General features: G+C 43.3%; 18 protein-coding genes and 1 pseudogene. All 19 read right to left on the bottom strand.

The window, feature by feature from the left end:
* Positions 1-3: 3 nt before the first annotated feature.
* Complete coding sequence (locus tag HZA08_01375; protein MBI5192073.1) at positions 4-780, bottom strand: hypothetical protein; 777 nt, start codon at positions 778-780, stop codon at positions 4-6.
* Positions 773-1,759 carry an ABC transporter substrate-binding protein gene (locus HZA08_01370; GenBank protein MBI5192072.1) on the bottom strand — a complete coding sequence of 329 codons (987 nt, stop codon included), beginning with the start codon at positions 1,757-1,759 and terminating at the stop codon, positions 773-775. Before HZA08_01370 ends, HZA08_01375 begins: the two co-directional genes overlap by 8 nt.
* 110 nt (positions 1,760-1,869) lie before the next feature.
* Positions 1,870-2,163 (bottom strand): hypothetical protein, encoded by a 294-nt coding sequence (locus HZA08_01365; GenBank protein ID MBI5192071.1) that lies wholly within the window; start codon positions 2,161-2,163, stop codon positions 1,870-1,872.
* A 7-nt stretch (positions 2,164-2,170) separates the two neighbouring features.
* A complete protein-coding gene (locus tag HZA08_01360; GenBank protein MBI5192070.1) occupies positions 2,171-2,632 on the bottom strand; it encodes a hypothetical protein in 462 nt (153 codons plus the stop codon).
* 215 nt (positions 2,633-2,847) lie between these two features.
* Positions 2,848-3,549: a lipoyl(octanoyl) transferase LipB gene (lipB, locus tag HZA08_01355; GenBank protein MBI5192069.1), complete on the bottom strand. Its 702-nt coding sequence runs from the start codon at positions 3,547-3,549 to the stop codon at positions 2,848-2,850.
* Positions 3,467-4,807, bottom strand: coding sequence for a 2-oxo acid dehydrogenase subunit E2 (locus HZA08_01350; protein MBI5192068.1), 1,341 nt, complete (start codon positions 4,805-4,807; stop codon positions 3,467-3,469). The genes lipB and HZA08_01350 overlap by 83 nt, the downstream gene beginning before the upstream one ends.
* Before the next feature lie 121 nt (positions 4,808-4,928).
* Positions 4,929-5,900: pseudogene (locus HZA08_01345) on the bottom strand (alpha-ketoacid dehydrogenase subunit beta).
* A gap of 235 nt (positions 5,901-6,135) precedes the next feature.
* Entirely contained in the window at positions 6,136-7,104 is a 969-nt protein-coding gene (locus HZA08_01340) for a thiamine pyrophosphate-dependent dehydrogenase E1 component subunit alpha (protein MBI5192067.1), read from the bottom strand.
* A gap of 405 nt (positions 7,105-7,509) precedes the next feature.
* The gene (locus tag HZA08_01335; GenBank protein MBI5192066.1) at positions 7,510-7,752 is read right to left on the bottom strand and encodes a hypothetical protein; all 243 of its coding nucleotides are present in this window, start codon (positions 7,750-7,752) and stop codon (positions 7,510-7,512) included.
* A 156-nt stretch (positions 7,753-7,908) separates the two neighbouring features.
* Complete coding sequence (locus HZA08_01330) at positions 7,909-8,463, bottom strand: hypothetical protein (protein MBI5192065.1); 555 nt, start codon at positions 8,461-8,463, stop codon at positions 7,909-7,911.
* A 114-nt stretch (positions 8,464-8,577) separates the two neighbouring features.
* Positions 8,578-10,116 carry a YifB family Mg chelatase-like AAA ATPase gene (locus tag HZA08_01325; protein MBI5192064.1) on the bottom strand — a complete coding sequence of 513 codons (1,539 nt, stop codon included), beginning with the start codon at positions 10,114-10,116 and terminating at the stop codon, positions 8,578-8,580.
* Positions 10,117-10,336: 220 nt separating this feature from the next.
* Positions 10,337-11,053: an SPOR domain-containing protein gene (locus tag HZA08_01320; protein MBI5192063.1), complete on the bottom strand. Its 717-nt coding sequence runs from the start codon at positions 11,051-11,053 to the stop codon at positions 10,337-10,339.
* Between the two features lie 14 nt (positions 11,054-11,067).
* Positions 11,068-12,102, bottom strand: coding sequence for a tRNA preQ1(34) S-adenosylmethionine ribosyltransferase-isomerase QueA (gene queA / locus HZA08_01315; protein MBI5192062.1), 1,035 nt, complete (start codon positions 12,100-12,102; stop codon positions 11,068-11,070).
* Between the two features lie 194 nt (positions 12,103-12,296).
* Positions 12,297-13,457: a cysteine desulfurase gene (locus tag HZA08_01310; GenBank protein MBI5192061.1), complete on the bottom strand. Its 1,161-nt coding sequence runs from the start codon at positions 13,455-13,457 to the stop codon at positions 12,297-12,299.
* Positions 13,458-13,669: 212 nt separating this feature from the next.
* Positions 13,670-14,683: an aspartate-semialdehyde dehydrogenase gene (locus HZA08_01305; GenBank protein ID MBI5192060.1), complete on the bottom strand. Its 1,014-nt coding sequence runs from the start codon at positions 14,681-14,683 to the stop codon at positions 13,670-13,672.
* 185 nt (positions 14,684-14,868) lie between these two features.
* Entirely contained in the window at positions 14,869-15,309 is a 441-nt protein-coding gene (locus HZA08_01300; GenBank protein MBI5192059.1) for an Ig-like domain-containing protein, read from the bottom strand.
* Complete coding sequence (leuB, locus tag HZA08_01295; GenBank protein MBI5192058.1) at positions 15,296-16,381, bottom strand: 3-isopropylmalate dehydrogenase; 1,086 nt, start codon at positions 16,379-16,381, stop codon at positions 15,296-15,298. The genes HZA08_01300 and leuB overlap by 14 nt, the downstream gene beginning before the upstream one ends.
* A gap of 187 nt (positions 16,382-16,568) precedes the next feature.
* Positions 16,569-17,129, bottom strand: coding sequence for a 3-isopropylmalate dehydratase (locus tag HZA08_01290; GenBank protein ID MBI5192057.1), 561 nt, complete (start codon positions 17,127-17,129; stop codon positions 16,569-16,571).
* Between the two features lie 199 nt (positions 17,130-17,328).
* Complete coding sequence (locus HZA08_01285; GenBank protein ID MBI5192056.1) at positions 17,329-18,627, bottom strand: 3-isopropylmalate dehydratase large subunit; 1,299 nt, start codon at positions 18,625-18,627, stop codon at positions 17,329-17,331.
* Positions 18,628-18,915: the final 288 nt, after the last annotated feature.

Raw genomic sequence — 18,915 nt, 5'->3', positions numbered from 1 at the left:
AGATTATTTATGGGTGAGTACACCTGCTTCTTCCCTGACCTCGTTGACTACAGGATTAGAGATGTTATCTCCTGAAAACTGAAGGTCAGCTATAGTCAGTATTTCAAGCGGCCTGACATAAGCCGTATAAATAAGATATATCAAACAGACTGCTCCGCCTGCACATAAGATGGTAAGCCCGAACAGTAAAAGAAAAATCCTTCTGATCTGTTTGTTTAAAGGGGCCGTGGACAACCCTATCTGCACTAAACCAAGCTTCATTAGTCCCGTATTCTTTGATTTTGAAATATTGTTTTCCTCAAGGAGCCACTCAGGGACACTGCTTGCGTGGATCCATGATGATGTTACCGGCACATAAAAATAATAAATATCATCACCCTTACCTGAGGCAACAAGTTCACTAACAGGGGTTTCTGAATCAATAACCTTCTTCCAATGAGTTGTGGATACTAATCCATTTTTCTTGTTGTATGTTGAACCTAAGATGTCCTTCCGGATAAGAAGTTTACCTTCAGAATTTAAAATACTGACATTTATAACCTCCTCGACCTGCAGTACCCCAAGCACTAATTCCTCAAGCATAACCCTGTCTTCAGAATAAACCCCGTATCTACTGTTATGTGCGAGGTTCTTTGCCAGATTAAACCCCTGGTTAATAAAATTTTCCTTCATAGTATTTCTGATTTGGTAAAAAGATACGAATGTAAGAACTGCACAGGCCGCTGTTATTACCAAACCTGAGAGAATGAGTATCTTTATTTTTAGTGAATATTTATTCATATATCTTCTTAGTATTAGATTGCCGCTGGATTTTACCTACATTCGTCTCCGGCGTATACAACTCTATCCGGTATGACTTTGTGGAACGAACATGGTCTGCGTTAATTTCAATGCCTATCTTTTTAGCAATGCCGGGATTAATCAATGTCCGTATCTTTTCTGAAAGGGTCACCGGAATCTTTGCCGGGCTCTTACCCCTTAGAATATCAATTGCCAGACGGCCGGCCTGTTCCCCAACTGAATGATAATCAGGTAAAATTGCCATAACAGCCCCCTTCCTTACCATTTCATCTGAAAAGGATATTACAGGGGTGTTGTTTTCAAGGGCAGTCAAAAATATAAAGTCAATGGATTCTGCTGTAACAACAGTGCTGTCGGGAATCATCCAGAGGAGATCTATTTTATGCTGAATAGCCCTGAGCGCATCCGGAATCTGTTTTTCAGATGTTACCTCTTCTGCTATAAGTGTTAAGCCTGACCTTTGAGCAGCAATCATAGCCTGATTCACAGTCTTTCCGGATTTAACCGGATCAAATAAAACTCCTATTCTTTTTGATGAAGGGAAAAAATCCTTTATTCTCATAAAGGTGTCCATTGGATTGGTTTCCAGACTTACTCCTGTTATATTTCCCCCTGACAGAGATAAACGCAGCGGATCATAAACCATGCAATAAACAACCGGAGTTTGAGAAAAATTTTCTTTCGCCATCCTAGCTGCATATAGTCCAATCGTAAGTATAAGGTCAGGAGGGTCTTTCTTTAATGCGATAATAATATCAGCAGATTCATCCGGCCTGCCTTTCAGGTCATACTCACTTACCTTTCCCCTATATATCTTCTTAAAGCCATCCAATGCCTGCTGATAAATAGGCAAATCCTGACTTTTGATAACAGCAATCTCAGAACAGAATGCGGTACCGACACTTACAGCAAAATAAAAAACAGAAAAGATGAGTATAATCCGGAGCTTATTATTCACTGATAACCCCAATTAATTCTGAAATAAGTTGAACAGATTATATATGCCCATAATACAGCATGTCAATTAGTAAAGTCATTATTAAATTACTGCAATTACAGTACCAGTTACTATTTCTTATCGTCCTTGTCTTCTTTTTCTGTACTGTCAATTAATCTTTGTCTTTCCTCAGGGGTGAGAGGCGGGGCAGGTTTCTCATAGTCAACATTTGTATCCTGTTTAATCTCTTCTTTATTTAAAGGATAAGTGCCTTCTGTTTGTTTATGAAGATTTTTGATTGAATCAACATTCTTTTCTTTTGACTGATAATTGCAGGAGGTGGAAAATAAGGTAAGGATTGAGATTGAGAATAAGATTGAGATATGTATAATCTTATGTTTCACTCGGAAATACCCATAGCTCACCCTCCCCCTAACCCCTCCCGTCAATGGAGGGGGGAAAGCTAAAAATAGGGAAGTGGCAGCCAATCTTTACTTCTAACTTCTTGCTTCTAACTTCTTGCTGCCCTTTGTCATGGATTACATCATTATCACAGCATGGGAGCGAGGCATCGGCAGGACCTGCCGGTATAGGAACATTAACCCATATAGCGCCGCCATTTGTAGAATATGATGCATAATTATTTCCTGTATAAAAAACTTCTGCCCCTTCGCTTGCAGCAGCAGGTTCAGCAAGAACACTTCCTCCTGCACCATTGGCAATGGTATTTTTGTTATTTCGGCTTATAGTAATCGTACTTGGTATTTCCATTATAGCAGGGTCAATCAGGTTGACCTCCCTGCCTTTCTTTAATGGAAGACCTGCAGGACTTGCCGGACTATTATCAACCATTGAATCTATCAACTCCCGCTGGTCAAGCCATTGCTGACGCACAGCCTCAATCTCTCCTGTAGAAAAGATTGCCGATGCCGGCAGTTCTGTATTAACATCTGCATCCCTTGAAATTGTTTCTTAAGAAACTGAAGATGCCTCCGGGGCCGTCTGTGAATAGCCTTTTTGCGGTATGAAAAAACTACCTGTAATCCCTGAAAGTAACAGGGATAATACTATTAGCTTCTTTTTCATGGCACTATCCTCCTTTTTGTATATTATATCTCAAACATTACATGAAATACTTCAGAAAAATTCCTTATTATTCTTTCCTCAACAGTTGATATATCCGGCACTCTCTCAATAATTTCTTGAATAGACATCATCTTTACATCTTTAATATTGCATGGAATTATCTTTTCATAAGGACTCAGGTCATTGTTTACGTTTATTGAAAACCCATGCATAGTGAACCCCTTTATAATCCTGACGCCGATACAACCTATTTTTTTGTTATCCACCCACACACCTGTATATCCATTTATCCTTTGTGATTCAATCTGAAAGTCTTTAAGGGTTTTTATAATTACATCTTCAAGCATCCTCAGGTATGTATGAAAATCAGGGGTGTAAGACTTTAAATATAGAATAGGATACCCCAATATCTGGCCTGGCCCGTGGTAGGCAGCACCTCCTCCCCTGTCTACAAAATAGATAGATGCGCTATTAACGTCTCCTTTCTGAGGAGACTCTTTGAGCAACGGTTGTGCTATCTCACTTGGACGCTCACTTGAACGGCCGAACGTGTAAGTCGGGGGATGCTGCAGCAGGACTAAGGTATCTTCAATCTCATTGTTGGACCTTGCAAAGAATAGTTCTCTCTGGATATCCCATGCCTTACCATACTCCACCAAACCCGGACGCATCAGCAGACACCTTTTCAATCTTACCTCTCCATCCTTCCAGATCTTCTTTAACATCTGCCATGAACCGGTCAGCCTGTGCACCGTCAATAACGCGGTGGTCAAATGAGAGGCTTAGATAAACCATGTCCCTGATTGCTATGGCATCACCTATAACAACAGCCCTCTTCATAATTGCACCGATTCCTAGTATTGCTGTTTGTGACGGCAGAATTATTGGAGTCCCAAACAGACTCCCTCCAATGCCATAGTTAGTGATAGTAAACGTCCCATCCTGCAGGTCTTCCAATCCGAGGTTCTTCTCTCGTGCACGCTTTGCGAGTTCCTGGCTCTCTCTTGCAAGCTCTACCAGTCCCTTTTTATCAGCATCTTTAATAACAGGGACTATAAGGCCGTCCTCCAATGAAACAGCTATCCCGATATTTATATATTTTTTAATTATAATCTCATTTCCATTCCACATAGCATTAAGTATGGGATACTTCCTGATCGTTGAAGTAACAGCATTAATAATAAAAGGAAGAAAGGTGAGGTGAACACCATGTTCTTTTAATATGATGTCTTTATTCAAAGACCTGAATCGGGTGATACCTGTCAGGTCTGCTTCGAATGTTGTTGTGACATGAGGTATCTCTGTTTTACTTTTAACCATCCTCTCTGCAATGATCCTTCGCTTATTGCTCAAAGGAATAATCTCTTCTCTTGTTTCAGGTTTTATTGCCTCAACAGGAGATGGTTTTGCAATAGCAATAAGCGGCATCTTTTGGGTTCTCTCAACATAGTCCAGAATATCATCTTTCGTAATCCTGCCCCCTGCACCTGTACCGGTAATCTTATTAATCTCATCCAGGTCAATACCGTATTCTCTGGAGAGGCGTTTTACGAGAGGGGTAAATATATTTCTTTGCTCTTGCTCACCCCCACCCTGGCCCTCCCCCGTCAAGGGGGAGGGGACAAACGAAGGAACTCCCCTCAAGGGAGGTGAGATAAGCTTAGCACCCTCTCCCCCCGTTTGCACCATTAATTTCCCCTCCCCTCGCGGGAGGGGATTAAGGGGAGGGGGTATTTTTTCATCATCCTTAAATTCCTCAATAAACGCAATAACTTTCCCTACAGGAACGGTCTCATCTTGCTTGTGAACTATGGTTTTTAATATCCCTGAGAAAGGTGACGGTATTTCAGTGTCAATCTTATCTGTACTGATTTCAACAAGGGGATGGTCTTTCTCTACTCGCTGACCTTCATCAACAAGCCACTTTAATATCGTCCCTTCAACAACGCTTTCACCCATCTGTGGCATTATTATTTCATGCATTGAAAAACAACCCCATCCCCACCCTAACCCTCCCCTTGAAGGGGAGGGAATTTTAGATCATATAGCAATCTAACTTCTAACTTCTTGCCTCTTGCTTCTACCTTCAGCCTTCAGCCTATGCTTAATAAGCTGCCAGTCTCCTCGCGGCCTTCACCACATCTTCTGCCTTAGGCAGATAGAATTCTTCTAATGGGGGACTGAATGGTACCGGTGTATCGGGTGCAGCGATGCGGACTACGGGGCTGTCAAGGTATTCAAACATATCCTCTGCAATTAATGCTGAGACCTCAGCGCCGATACCGCCTGTCTTTGCTGTTTCATACAGGACAATGACCTTGTTGGTCTTTTTAACAGATTTATAAATTCCTTCTTTATCAAGCGGTAAAAGTGTCCTTAAATCCACTATCTCTGCACTTATCCCGTCATCTCCAAGGGTCTTTGATGCCTCTAAGGCAATGTGCGTCATTGCACCATAAGTTATTATAGAAATATCCTCACCTTCCCTTACAACATTTACCTTTCCAAGGGGGACTACATAATCATTATCAGGGACATCCCCTTTTATCCTGCGATAAAGAAACTTGTGTTCAAAATATATAACAGGGTCATCATCCCTGATTGCAGATTTCAAAAGCCCCTTTGCATCATAAGGGTTGGATGGGGCCACGATCTTTAATCCCGGTACATTGAAGAACCACCCTTCCGGACACTGTGAGTGGAATGCACCGCCGTGTACATTTCCTCCAAAAGGCGCCCTGATAACCATTGGTGTTTTACCTCCCCACCTGTAATAATTTTTTGCCGCCACATTTACAATCTGGTCAAAGGCACAGGAGATAAAATCTGCAAACTGCATCTCAACAACCGGTCTCATCCCCATCAATGCCGCACCTATCGCAGCGCCGGTAAAGCCTTATTCAGAAAGCGGCGTATCAATAATCCTCCACCTCCCATACTTCTCATAAAACCCCTCTGTAACACGGAATGCCCCACCATAGTTTCCAATATCCTCACCAAGCAGAAACACATCCTTATCCCGTGCTAACTCTTCATCCAAAGCCTGCCGTATTGCCTCAAGATATGTAATCTCCATAACCCTCCAATTTTCGTACCTCTATTGTCATTCCCGCAGTCATTAAGCGGGAATCTGTTTTTATATAAGCTATATCCCCGATAGAGGAACTCGGGGATGACAGATGGTCCTGTCTGAGTTAAAAAATCTTGTTCCGGACTCCTACCTCCAGTCTTCAGCCTTCTTACTTCTAACTTCTTACTTCTTGCTTCTAACTTCTTACTTCTAACTTCTTACTTCTCCCCTACGCTCATCTCTACAATGCCGTTGCATACACCCCTTCCAATGCATCCCTTCCTTCAGGAAGCGGGCTGTTTTCAGCAAACTCTTCTGCGGCCTGAATCTCATTTTTTATGCGTTCGTCCAAGACCAAAAGCTCCTCTTGTGTTGCTATTTTGTTAGTTGTTAAATAATGTTCCATTTTAATTACAGGGTCTTTTTTCTTCCACTCTTCCAAAAGCTCCAGCGGGACGTATTTTGCTGCATCGTGTTCTGAATGTCCGTGCATACGCATGGTCTTACATTCAATAAAGGAAGGCCCTTCACCTGACCGTGCCCTATCATAAGCATTCTTTGCGGCATTATACACTGCAATAACATCATTGCCATCCACAACCTCCGATGGGATTCCATAAGCCAATGCACGGTCAGCGACATTTTCAATAGCCATCTGCAATTTCAATGGGGTTGAATAGGCATACTGATTGTTATTGCAGAAAAATACTACAGGCACCTTCCATACAGATGCCATATTCAATGCCTCATGGAAATCACCCCTGCTTGTGCCCCCATCTCCTGTACATGCGGCAACAACACGTTTTTCATTTCTAACCTTAAATGAAAGGGCAACCCCGACTGCAACAGGATAGTTATCAGCAAGATGACTCGGATAACCCAGAACATTCAGGTTAATATCACCGACATGCACATTTCCCTCTTTGCCGCCTGTTACGCCGGTCTTCTTACCTAAGTACTGTGCAAAAATCCTTTTAGGGGTTATGCCCCTTACAAGGTATGCCCCCATGTCCCGGAAATATGGTGCAATGACATCATTAATCCCAAGGGCGTATGAGTATCCGACAGATATGGCCTCCATACCATTGCTGGTCCATACCCCGCCAAGGATCTTTCCCTGCCGGTATAATGCTGTAACACGGTTTTCAACGCTCCGGGTCAATTTAAGATAGTAGTACAACTGAAGAAGGTCTCTCTTTTCAATATCCATCTTCCTCACCTCCTCTTAGAATTGTTGATTTGCTGAGTAATTGAAAGTTCATCCGAAAATCTCCATAGCTCACCCTCCCCCTAACCCCCTCCCGTCAAGGGAGGGGGAAAAACTTAGCATCCCTCTCCCCTGGCGGGAGAGCTGCAATTAAATTCCTACCAAATTTCTCCCCCCTCCTTTGCGGGGGGAGGCAGGAGGGGGGCTCCGGGTGAGGGGGCCTCATTTTCATGTACCTTTGTGAGCCGAAGGCTCATGGCGGTTCATCCAAAAATCAACCCCATCCCCACCCTACCCCTCCCCTTGAAGGGGAGGGAATCAACATAGCCCCCTCTCCCTCAGGGAGAGGGTTAGGGTGAGGGTGGGGTTTTCATTGTCCTTTGTGAGCGCCTCGCTCATGAGGGTTTATCAGAAATTCGATGTTAAAGCCTTGTCAATGAGCAACTGAGCCTCAACATCTAACAGGTGCCTTTTAAGTTCATTGGCATGTCCCATCTCCATCTCTGCGAGTTTATGGAACATCTTTTTTGATGAAGGTTTTAGAGCGGAAGAAGCAGCATTGTTGTAAAACTCACAGGATGCATGCTCTTTTTTGATGGCTTCTTCGAGGATTTCAATTATAGATAATTTGTCGGAGACATTGTTACCCATTTTCACTCCTCTAATATAAGGGCAAAGAAAACCCCACCCTCACCCCCCCGATAACTACTTCGGGGGCAAGCTTTAATCCTCTCCCTGAGGGAGAGGAAATTTCCCTGCCCTTCAAGGGGAGGGTTAGGGTGGGGATGGGGGTTGTTTTCGTTAGTTCTACCTTGGTTGTGAATACCCGAACACTGTTCCAGTATCAGCAAGGGCTATAAAGTTTTTAAATGAATCATCTGTCTTGAAATATAATGCCCTTCCGGATGCATCAATATATATCGCTGCCTCTGCCTTGTCTACTGTCCGCCCTGAAATCGGGTCTTTTGCAAAACGGATTGATGGATTCTGCTTTAGATTAGTAATGTATGCATCGCCGGAGGTAAAATACAATTTACCTTCCATCCGGACTGCGCTCTGTTCCGATTGTGTATATCTATTGGTTACCATATTAACTTCACTCGGTTTTACCCTCTTTAACCATGCCTGAGCAGGGCTGTCTGCGTGGCTCTTTGATGGTAATGTGTTCTTTGATTTGAGCGACTCTAACCTAACACTTGCAAGGTAATTCTGCCTTACTGATTCGAGTATCATGATTGCCTGATTTTCTTCTGCGGCATTTGTCCCTTCTGCTGCAAAAGAATTACCGCTCATGGTAACACCTGCAACACAAGCTGTCATTATGCCTGCCAGTAATAGTCTTTTAATCTGTTTCTTTCTCATCTGTTCCTCCTCTTTTTTGTTCCTGTTGTTAAGATTTAAAAAACGTATACAATGTTAATAACCTTGAGTCAATTTGTCAAGGATATTAAATAACCCAGTGGAAAATAATGCAATTTATATACCATCCAATCCTCTGTCTAATGCCCTGTAACCGATAGCCTCTGAAATATCCTGAGGCATTATCTCTTCCCTTGAATCAAGGTCTGCTATTGTCCTTGAGACCTTTAAGACCTTATCATAAGCCCTTGCACTCAACCCGAGCCTGCTTATTGCAGTCTCAAGTATCTCCATCCCTGCCTTGTTAATCCTGCAAAATTTATCAACATGATGCCCTTTCATTTCCGCATTAGAGGAAACACCCTTCTCATTATAATACCTTTTTAACTGTACATCCCGTACCTTATCTACCCTGTTTCTTACATTAACTGACGGCTCACCTGACCTTGATGACATTATTTCTCTTAGAGAAACAGGGGGGAGGCTGATGTGCATGTCAATCCTGTCCAAGAGAGGACCGGAAACTTTACTGCGGTATCTCCGGATCTGAAGGGCAGTACATTTACATTCCTTTCCATAATCCATAAAATGGCCGCAGGGGCATGGATTCATTGCACATACTAAAATAAATCTGGATGGATACGTCACTGAACCTGCAGACCTTGTTACTGTAATATATCCATTTTCAACAGGCTGTCTTAATACCTCCAAAACATCTCTCCTGAACTCTGGGAGTTCATCAATAAATAAGACGCCATTGTGTGCAAGACTTATCTCACCAGGTCTTGGGATGTGACCTCCGCCGACCATCCCTGCATAAGAGATCGTGTGATGAGGAACCCTGAAAGGCCTTACAGCAAGTAAGGGCATTTTACTATTCAGACTGCCGGTAAGGCTGTATAATTTTGTCGTCTCAATGACCTCGTCAAATCTCATTTGAGGAAGGATAGTGGTGAACCTTTTTGCAAGCATGGTCTTACCGGAACCTGGAGGGCCGATCATAAGAATATTATGACCGCCTGCTGCAGCAACCTCCAATGCCCTTTTTGCATAATCCTGCCCCTTTACATCAGATAAATCTTCTGCATTAATATCCGGCTCTGAAAAGAATTTCTCAACATCTGTTCTGCTGGAATTCAGATTAATGCTGTTATTAAAAAAACTGATAACCTGTGACAGGGATTCGACACCGTAAATATTTATATCCTTGATCAGGCCGGCCTCTGCTGCATTACTCTCCGGGATCAACAAACCCTTAAATCCTTTATCCTTTGCCAATATCGCAATTGATAATGCACCCCTCACCGGTTTTATGCGGCCATCTAATGAAAGCTCACCTATCAGCATAAAATCTTTAACCTTGTTTACATCAATAATCTCTTCAGCACACAAGATTGCAACAGCTACAGGCAGGTCATAGAGGGCGCCTTCCTTTTTTATGTTGGCAGGTGCAAGGTTTACGGTTATTTTCTTGGTAGGAAATTTAAAACCCGCATTGCGTAATGCTGCCCTGACCCGCTCTTTACTCTCCCTGACAGCAGTATCAGGAAGACCGACAATAGTAAACAACGGGAGACCGAATACCATATCAACTTCTACTTCCACTACTGATGCATCCATGCCGAATAACAGACTACTGAAGACCCGTGCAAGCATAAATCACCTCCGAATATAATGGGTTACCTACGGCGGGGTAAGAAAACCCCGCCTATCCATTTCTACTTAGGATAGGCGGGACTTTCTTGTCCCGCTGGTTTTCTCACGAATAAGACGAATGCCACAAATAAAGACTTTAATTTATTTTATTTTTTAGTGGGTGTTTCTTTACAATATTTTTTTGGTTTTATTGATATTTTGAAGATAAGGCGGGGTCTACTTAATTCTTTATTACATACGTATCATATCCATCTTTCTTCAATGCATTTGCTACTGACTGGGCTTCTGTCATTGAAGCGAATCTTCCGACTCGAACCTTTATTAATTTCTTTCCATTCTTATCCTCTTCTCTTACAAGATAAGGGGAATGACCGAATTGTTTCAGCCTGTTGATAATATCGCTTGCTGTTGACTCACTGCTGAATGCAGCTATTTGAACTGAAAAAATATTTTCTTTTTTTACAATCTTCTCAATATTTTTATCTATCTTCTCTTCTACCTGCAAAATCTTTTCCGGCTGAATAGTCTTTACCTCTGCATCTTCACCCTTTTTCTCTTTTTCAGCCTTTTCAACAGCGCCGCTCAAAGGAATAATCTTACCTTCCCTGCCGTTCAGGGATTTATAGAAGGTAAAAGAATCCGGCGTCGTTTCTCCCTCTTTCTTATCATTATTAACCTGACCATCTGCCTGACCATCTAATGGCTTAACTCCGCTGTTATCTTCAGTGTGTGGAGCCTTCCTTGTCTGTCCAATCTCTTTTAGAAGTATCTTTCCCGGGGTAATATCAGAAGCAAGGGTCTTTGTCTTTACTTTTGAAACAGTCACCGCAATAGTCACAATTATTGCCGCAGCAATTATTAAAAAAAACAAATATCTTGGATTAAAACCGCTGTCCCTTTTCCCGAACCTTGTTCCACTATTTCTGAAATTTCTCAATATTGCCTTTCTTCTTATAAAATCAACATTGCGTCACCATAACTATAAAAACGGTAACGCAATGAGACTGCCTCTGAATATGCAGTTAATATACCTTCCCTCCCTGCTAATGCCATTACAAGCATTAAAAGGGTTGATTTAGGAAGGTGAAAGTTGGTTACCATTGCATCTATAACATTAAATTTAAATCCGGGATGAATAAATATGCCGGTTTCACCTTTTCCGGCCATTACCTCTCCGCTTATTGCCGCATGTTCCAATGCACGGACTGATGTAGTGCCGACGGCAATTATCCTTCCACCGTTTGCTTTAACCCTTCTTATGGTATCAGCAAGCTCTTTACTGACATCAAAATATTCAGGATGCATTTTATGATCATCAATACTTTCAACATTAACAGGTTTAAATGTCCCTACACCGACATGCAGCGTAACAGCGGCTATTATAATACCTTTTGATTTTAAATCAAACAGCAATTTTTCTGTAAAATGCAGCCCGGCAGTCGGCGCTGCAATAGAACCTTTATATAAGGCGAAAACCGTCTGATACCATTCCTTATCTCCTTCAACCGGTTTCCTCCTTATATAAGGGGGAATGGGTATGTTAGCGGTTTCTGAAAGTATTGTATCCCAGTCACCGTAATAATTAAACTTAACGATTGTATATTCATCTTTACGGGCATCTCTACGGTCCTGCACATCACAATTTAATGAGGAAGAGAAAATGATCTTATTACCTTTCTTTGCTCTTCCCTTTAACATTACTTCCCAAACATCTTCTTCAATCCTTTTTATCAGCAGAAGTTCGGTCATCCCGCCGGTATGCTCTTTCTTACCGATAAGCCTGCAAGGGATTACACGGGTATTATTCACAATGAGCATATCACCTTCTCTCAGATACTCACCTATTTCGTAGAACCTCCTGTGTTCAATCCTATTGTGCTTTCTATCTAAAACCAATAGCCTTGAGCTATCCCGTTCAGGCAGTGGATACTGTGCTATGAGTGAAGGATCAAATGTATAATCAAAATCTGATAATGTATATGTCATGTGAAAATATCCATAGCTCACCCTCCCCCTAACCCCCTCCCGTCAAGGGAGGGGGAATAAACTTAACACCCTCTCCCCTGGCTGGATAGGGATGACCTTAAGGGATGTGTAAGTTGGAGGTATTACATGCTATTCTTGCTTCTCACTGGTTGTTCTGTTGAGTAGTTAACTATTCACTGTTCACTGTTCACTATTCACTGCTTTTGATACACCGGCGACATCTTTCTCAGGTTAGTTAAAATATCTTTAAAAACCTCAATAAAGTAGACAATCTCTTTTTCAGTGTTATCCTTACCGAGTGTGATTCTAACGGCGCTCCTCGCCTCTTCATACGTCCTGCCGATAGCGGTTAACACATGTGACGGCCCTTTAATCGCAGACCTGCATGAAGAGCCTGTGGATACTGCAATACCTTTGAAATCAAGGTTTATCAGCATTGCCTCTCCGTCAACAAAATCAACAGTAATATTTATATTATTGGGGAGCCTGTTCCCTGGATGCCCGTTAAGTTTAATACCATCTATCTCAAGAATGGACTCAACAAGCCTGTCCCTCAGGGACATTACATAAGCGGTCTGTGCAACCATCTCAAGAGATGCAAGCTGTACTGCCTTTGCAACACCTACAATCCCTGCAACATTTTCTGTACCGGCCCTGAGTTTAAACTCCTGATACCCCCCATGTATATGAGGAGATATTGCAGTACCTTTTCTTACATAAAGACCACCGATACCTTTAGGACCATAGAATTTATGACCGGAGAAAGAAAGCAGGTCTACATTAAGTTCGTCAACATTTACATGAATATGGGAAAACGTCTGAACAGCATCTGAATGAAATATGACACCCCTCTCCTTTGCAATTGCCCCTATCTCCTTCATAGGCTGAATAGTGCCTATTTCATTATTAGCATGCATAATTGAGATTAAAAATGTCTCATCAGTAATTGCATCTTTTACATCTTCAGGATTTACCATCCCATATCTGTCTACCGGAAGATACGTGACCTTCCATCCCTCCCTCTCAAGGAAGCGACATGGTTCAAGAACAGCATGATGTTCAATACATGATGTTATTATATGCCTTCCCTTATCCCTGTTCGCAAAGGCGGTACCGAATATGGCAAGATTGTCCGATTCTGTCCCGCCGCTTACAAAGACAATCTCATCCCAACGCGCCCCTATTATTGCCGCAATCTTCTCTCTTGCGTCTTTAATAGCATTTGCAGTCTCCTTCCCGAAATAATGGAGGCTCGATGGATTCCCAAAGAAATTGCTGAAATAAGGCTGCATAGCCTCAATAACTTCCGGCCTTATTGGAGTAGTCGCTGCATGGTCAAGGTATATTCTGTTCATTAGTTCTCCTGAAAATCTTCGTAGCTCACCCTCCCCCTAACCCCCTCCCGTCAAGGGAGGGGGAATAAACGTTAGCCTCCCTCTCCCCTGGCGGGAGAGCTGCAATTAAATTCCTACCAAATTCCTCCCCCCTCCTTTGCGGGGGGAGGCAGGCGGGGGGGGCACCGGGTGAGGGGGCTTTATATTTATCATCATTTGTAAGCTGTAACTCATCATGGTTTTATCAACAATTCGGCAATCTGAACCGCATTTGTGGCGGCGCCTTTTCTCAGGTTGTCCGCAACGACCCAGAGGTTTAATCCGTTCTCTATTGATTCATCTTCTCGTATTCTGCCGACGTATACCTCGTCTTTTCCTGATACTTCAAGAGGTACCGGGTAAATATTTTTCTGTGGGTCATCGAAGACAATTATTCCTGGTGTTTCGGACAATAATGCCCTTGCCTCATTTGCAGTTATCTTTTCTTCTGTCTCAACATTTACGGCCTCTGAATGACAAATGTATACCGGCACACGGACCGTTGTTGCTGTAACCCTTATGCTGTCATCTTCCAATATCTTCTTTGTCTCATTGACCATCTTCATCTCTTCCTTTGTATAGCCGTTGTCAAGAAATACATCTATGTGCGGAAGACAGTTGAATGCAATCTGATAGGGGAAGACTTCAATTACAGGATCCTGAAAACTCACGATCGCCTTTGTCTGTTCAAATAGTTCATCCATCGCCTCTTTCCCTTTTCCTGATACAGATTGAAATGTGGTGACAACAACCCTTTTTATTGTTGCCTTTTCATGCAAAGGTTTTAAGGCAACCACCATTTGAATGGTTGAACAGTTGGGGTTCGCTATTATGCCTTTATGTTGTTTAACTGCATCAGGATTAACCTCAGGAACAACTAAAGGCACTTCAGGTGTCATACGGAAGGCAGAACTATTATCAATAACAATTGCCCCGCTCTCCACTGCCTTTGGTGCAAACTCAAGACTAATCTTTTCCCCTGCAGAAAATAATGCAATATCCACACCCTCAAATGAATTATCCTGAAGCAGTTCCACCCTATGGTCTTCGTCCCTATATGAAAGGGAATCCCCTGCAGATCTCATAGAGGCAAACAGCCTGAGTTTCCCAACCGGAAACCGCCTCTCCTCCAGAACCTGAATCATCTCCTTCCCCACCGCACCGGTAGCCCCGACAACCGCCACAGTATATTTATCTTTTTTTAGCATTAATAACCTCCGGCTAACTTGTTCTTACTATATAACCCCATCCCCACCCTAACCCTCCCCTTGAAGGGGAGGGAATTTAAGCATGGCACACTAACTTCCCCCTTAAATGGGTGGGAAATTTCCTCTCCCTCAGGGAGAGGATTAAGGTGAGGGTGGGGTTTTGCTCATTCCGCACACTGCACTTGTCAGTTCCCGGTGCTGAACATCCATATATACGGCGCCCCTCTTAGCCCCTTACCTTCCTTAGACTTCCCTATCCCTAAAATGCACTGATACAGGCTGTTTGCCTCAAGAGGCTTGTACGGCCTGAATGCAAGCATGGTATTTGAATCCATCCACCTCGTCTCACCATCCACCTTTGAACCGCTTAATAACATCCTGAATTCAGCCTGGGTTTCTGTGTCCATTGACTCACTGAATCTTATACTAATGTCTGTAAGTCTTGATATATTAAAATCACCTGAGGAAGGATAAGTAGATACTATATATGGACCATCATTGCTCTCATTCACCTCAACAGTTGCACAGCCTGTAACAACAGATACAAGTAGTATAAGAATACTTACAACTGAAATAAAAAGTTGTTTTTTATTGTACAAGGATTCCAGAGGATTACGTAAGTTCATTTAGAATAATATCTGTCATCTCAATTGTGCCGACAAGCCGGGTATCCTGCGCCCCCTCAGAATATATGTCTGCAGTACGATAGCCTTTTTCCAGAACCCTGTTAACAGCAGACTCAATCTCCTCATAAGCAATGTCCAGGCCGAATGAATATTTCAACATCATCCCCACTGAGAGTATTGTGGCAATTGGATTTGCCTTGTCCTGACCGGCAATATCCGGGGCGCTCCCATGAATAGGTTCGTACATCCCTGTCTCACCGCCGATACTTGCAGATGGAAGCATACCGATTGACCCTGTAAGCATAGCCGCCTCATCACTCAGGATATCGCCGAACATATTGCTGGTTAATATGACATCGAATTGCCGTGGATTCCTTATCAACTGCATGGCACAATTATCTACATATATATGAGACAACTCCACCTCTTCATATTCCTTGTGTATGCCGATTACCACCCTTCTCCAAAGCTCTGAAGACTCCAGTACATTTGCCTTATCAACAGAGCATAATTTACCGCGCCTGCTTTTTGCAACCTGGAAGCCAAGCCTTGCAATACGTTCAATTTCATGGGTTGTATATACCTCTGTATTTATACCCCTTTCCTCTCCATCAATCTTTTCTATACCCCTCGGCTTACCAAAGTATATCCCGCCGGTTAATTCTCTTATAACTACTATATCAATACCGTCTATTACTGACCTCTTTAGTGTAGAAGCATCAGCAAGAGATGAGAAGAGCCTTGCCGGTCTCAGATTCGCAAATAATCCGAGCTTCTCCCTTAGTCCAAGCAATGCCCTTTCAGGCCTGATGGAATAATCTAACCCCTCCCATTTTGGCCCCCCTACAGCACCAAGCAATACTGCATCGCTGTGAAGTGCAATATTCAGCGACTCCTCCGGCAGAGGTATCCCGTACGCATCAATCGCACTGCCCCCGACCAATGCCTCCTGCAATTCAAGATTAATATTATACTTATTACTGATGGCCTTTAGAACCCTGACCGCCTGAGGAACAATCTCCCTCCCAATCCCATCACCCGGAAAAACCGCTATCTTGTAAGTAGTAGTCATTGTGAATTATCTCCTGAAAATAACCCCATCCCCACCCTAACCCTCCCCTTGAAGGGGAGGGAATAATCTAAGCACCCTCTCCCTCAGGGAGAGGGTCCGGGTGAGGGTGGGTATCTTTTTTTCTCTAACTTGTGTCTCTATCTTCTTGCTTCTTACTTCTTAATTCTTGCCTATAGCATCAATCTTCTTACTTCAGCATCCCCTCTTGCCTGGCATACTCAAATATACTACCGGCCCGCAGTATTGCTTCTACATCACCCAATGGCTGAAGTTTATATTCCTTGTCCTGTGAAAGGTTTTTAAGGATGCCTTTCTTTACATCAATTTCAATGTCATCCCCTGTTTTTGCTTCCTTATAAATATGCTGATTTATTTCAAAGGGGATAAAGAAACCGCCGTCAACAACGTTTCTGTAATGAATCCTTGCATAAGATTCAGCAACAACTGCCTCGACCCCTGCTATGTTCAAAGCAATCGGTGCATGTTCACGCGATGAGCCGCATCCGAAATTCTTACCGGCTATAATTATATTAAACTCTGATTTAAAGGTATCATCTTTAACAAACCTGATATGTCCATCAGGCAGACCGGCCAGAGAATCCGGGACGCTTGATAATGCAAACCGTCCGTACATCTTCCTCTCTTCATGGTCACTCAGGCTGTACACAAGATGCTGTGCCGGAATAATCTGGTCAGTATCAATGTCATTGCATAGAACGTAGGCTTTACCCCTGATAATATCTTTCATTCGAAAAATTCCTCCGGCGGGGTAAGAAAACCCCGCCTATCCATGTGTAAATTGAGGATAGGCGGGACATTCTTGTCCCGCTGATTTTCATGCCCCTTTGTAAAACCCTGTTTCATGGGAGTTCATCTGATTATCTCCATAGCTCACCCCCACCCTGCCCCTCCCCCCTCAAGGGGGAGGGAAATCTAAGAGGTTATTTTCACACAAACTCCCGCGGGTCTGTTATCACACCCCTGACTGCTGATGCTGCTACTGTCAGTGGTGATGCAAGGTATACCTGAGAACCTTTTGAACCCATTCTGCCGGGGAAATTTCTGTTGGTTGTAGAGATACATACCTCATCCCCGCTGAGCCGTCCAAAGGTGTCCGGCGGTCCGCCGAGACATGCGGCACAGGATGCATTATCAGAAATCTTTACTCCCGCCCTCTGGAAGATAGAATAGAGGGTTTCTCCATCAATCTTTTCCTCTTTTAAACGCCTTTCGACCTCTGTGGTTGATGGTACTATATATGTCTCCACTTTTGCATTGTTCCTCTTAAATATCCTTGCAGCAGCCATGAAGTCCTCTAACTTCCCTCCGGTACAGGAACCGATATAACACCTGTCAACCCTGGTACCTTTTACCTCTCTAACAAGGGCCTTGTTATCAGGTGAATGGGGTTTTGCAACAACAGGTTCAAGGTCTTTCATCTTATAAACCTTTACAGATTCATAAACTGCATTAGCATCTCCATAAAGCGGCTGAAAAGGTATTTTTGTCCTCTGCTTCACAAAGGCAACAGCCTTGTCATCAGGTGCAATTATCCCGTTCTTTCCACCTGCCTCGATGGCCATATTGCAGATCGTCATACGTTCTTCTACTGAGAGTCCTGAAATCCCCTCTCCTGCAAATTCCATTGCCTTATAAGTTGCTCCATCCACACCAATATCGCCGATAATATGGAGTATCAAATCCTTTGCCATCAGATACGGCGGTATCTCTCCTTCAAACACAAATCTCATTGTCGGAGGCACCTTAACCCAGAGCTTACCGGTTCCAAGGATAAAGGCGGCATCAGTATTTCCTATGCCTGTTGCAAATTCACCGAATGCACCTGCCGTGCATGTGTGAGAGTCAGTACCGAACAGGACTTCACCGGGTCTTGTATGCCCTTCCTCTGATAGGGCTACATGACAAACTCCCTTATAATTAGGAGAACCCACGTCATAGAAGTTTTTAATCCCCTGTTCTATTGCAAACTCACGCAGGATATCTATATTTCTTCTTGCATAAACATCTTCCGTAAAAATGTAGTGGTCAGGGATAATTACAACCCGTTCACGATCCCAAACCTTTGCCCCTGCCCCGAATTCACGTCTAAAAATCTCTATCGTGCCCGGGCCGCAGACATCATGGGTCATAAGGACATCTACATCAACCCATACATTATCTCCGGGTTTTACACTGTCTCTGTGTGCATGTCTCGCTAATATTTTTTCTGTTAAAGTCATTGGCATAGTTTAACCTCATTTGCATTCATCCGAAAATCCCTTCCGGCGGGGTAAGAAAACCCCGCCTATCCATCTCTACGAGGATAGGCGGGACTTTCTTGTCCCGCTGATTTTCATGTCCCTTTGTGAACCCTGGTTCATGTGGGTTCATCCGAAAATGACCCCCCCATGCCCCCCCTTGAACAAAGGGGGGGATTGCCGTTGGCCATTGAGCACCAAAGGAACTTTCCCCCCCTTAACAAGGGGGGGATTGGGGGGGTGGTTTTCATCCTCCTTTGTGAAACCTCCGTTTCA

It is taken from the genome of Nitrospirota bacterium (genome assembly GCA_016212215.1).
In the GTDB taxonomy this organism is placed as follows: Bacteria; Nitrospirota; 9FT-COMBO-42-15; order HDB-SIOI813; family HDB-SIOI813; genus JACRGV01.
The sequence above is the reverse complement of the archived record's forward strand: the minus strand, read 5'-3'. Positions and strand labels throughout refer to the sequence as shown.

Bases quoted from the DNA above. Each gene is read 5' to 3' on its own strand.
- HZA08_01375 (MBI5192073.1), bottom strand. From the start codon at position 780: ATGAATAAATATTCACTAAAAATAAAGATACTCATTCTCTCAGGTTTG.
- lipB (MBI5192069.1), bottom strand. From the start codon at position 3,549: ATGTTAAAGAAGATCTGGAAGGATGGAGAGGTAAGATTGAAAAGGTGT.
- HZA08_01350 (MBI5192068.1), bottom strand. From the start codon at position 4,807: ATGCATGAAATAATAATGCCACAGATGGGTGAAAGCGTTGTTGAAGGG.
- HZA08_01340 (MBI5192067.1), bottom strand. From the start codon at position 7,104: ATGGATATTGAAAAGAGAGACCTTCTTCAGTTGTACTACTATCTTAAA.
- HZA08_01335 (MBI5192066.1), bottom strand. From the start codon at position 7,752: ATGGGTAACAATGTCTCCGACAAATTATCTATAATTGAAATCCTCGAA.
- HZA08_01330 (MBI5192065.1), bottom strand. From the start codon at position 8,463: ATGAGAAAGAAACAGATTAAAAGACTATTACTGGCAGGCATAATGACA.
- HZA08_01325 (MBI5192064.1), bottom strand. From the start codon at position 10,116: ATGCTTGCACGGGTCTTCAGTAGTCTGTTATTCGGCATGGATGCATCA.
- queA (MBI5192062.1), bottom strand. From the start codon at position 12,102: ATGACATATACATTATCAGATTTTGATTATACATTTGATCCTTCACTC.
- HZA08_01310 (MBI5192061.1), bottom strand. From the start codon at position 13,457: ATGAACAGAATATACCTTGACCATGCAGCGACTACTCCAATAAGGCCG.
- HZA08_01305 (MBI5192060.1), bottom strand. From the start codon at position 14,683: ATGCTAAAAAAAGATAAATATACTGTGGCGGTTGTCGGGGCTACCGGT.
- HZA08_01300 (MBI5192059.1), bottom strand. From the start codon at position 15,309: ATGAACTTACGTAATCCTCTGGAATCCTTGTACAATAAAAAACAACTT.
- leuB (MBI5192058.1), bottom strand. From the start codon at position 16,381: ATGACTACTACTTACAAGATAGCGGTTTTTCCGGGTGATGGGATTGGG.
- HZA08_01290 (MBI5192057.1), bottom strand. From the start codon at position 17,129: ATGAAAGATATTATCAGGGGTAAAGCCTACGTTCTATGCAATGACATT.
- HZA08_01285 (MBI5192056.1), bottom strand. From the start codon at position 18,627: ATGCCAATGACTTTAACAGAAAAAATATTAGCGAGACATGCACACAGA.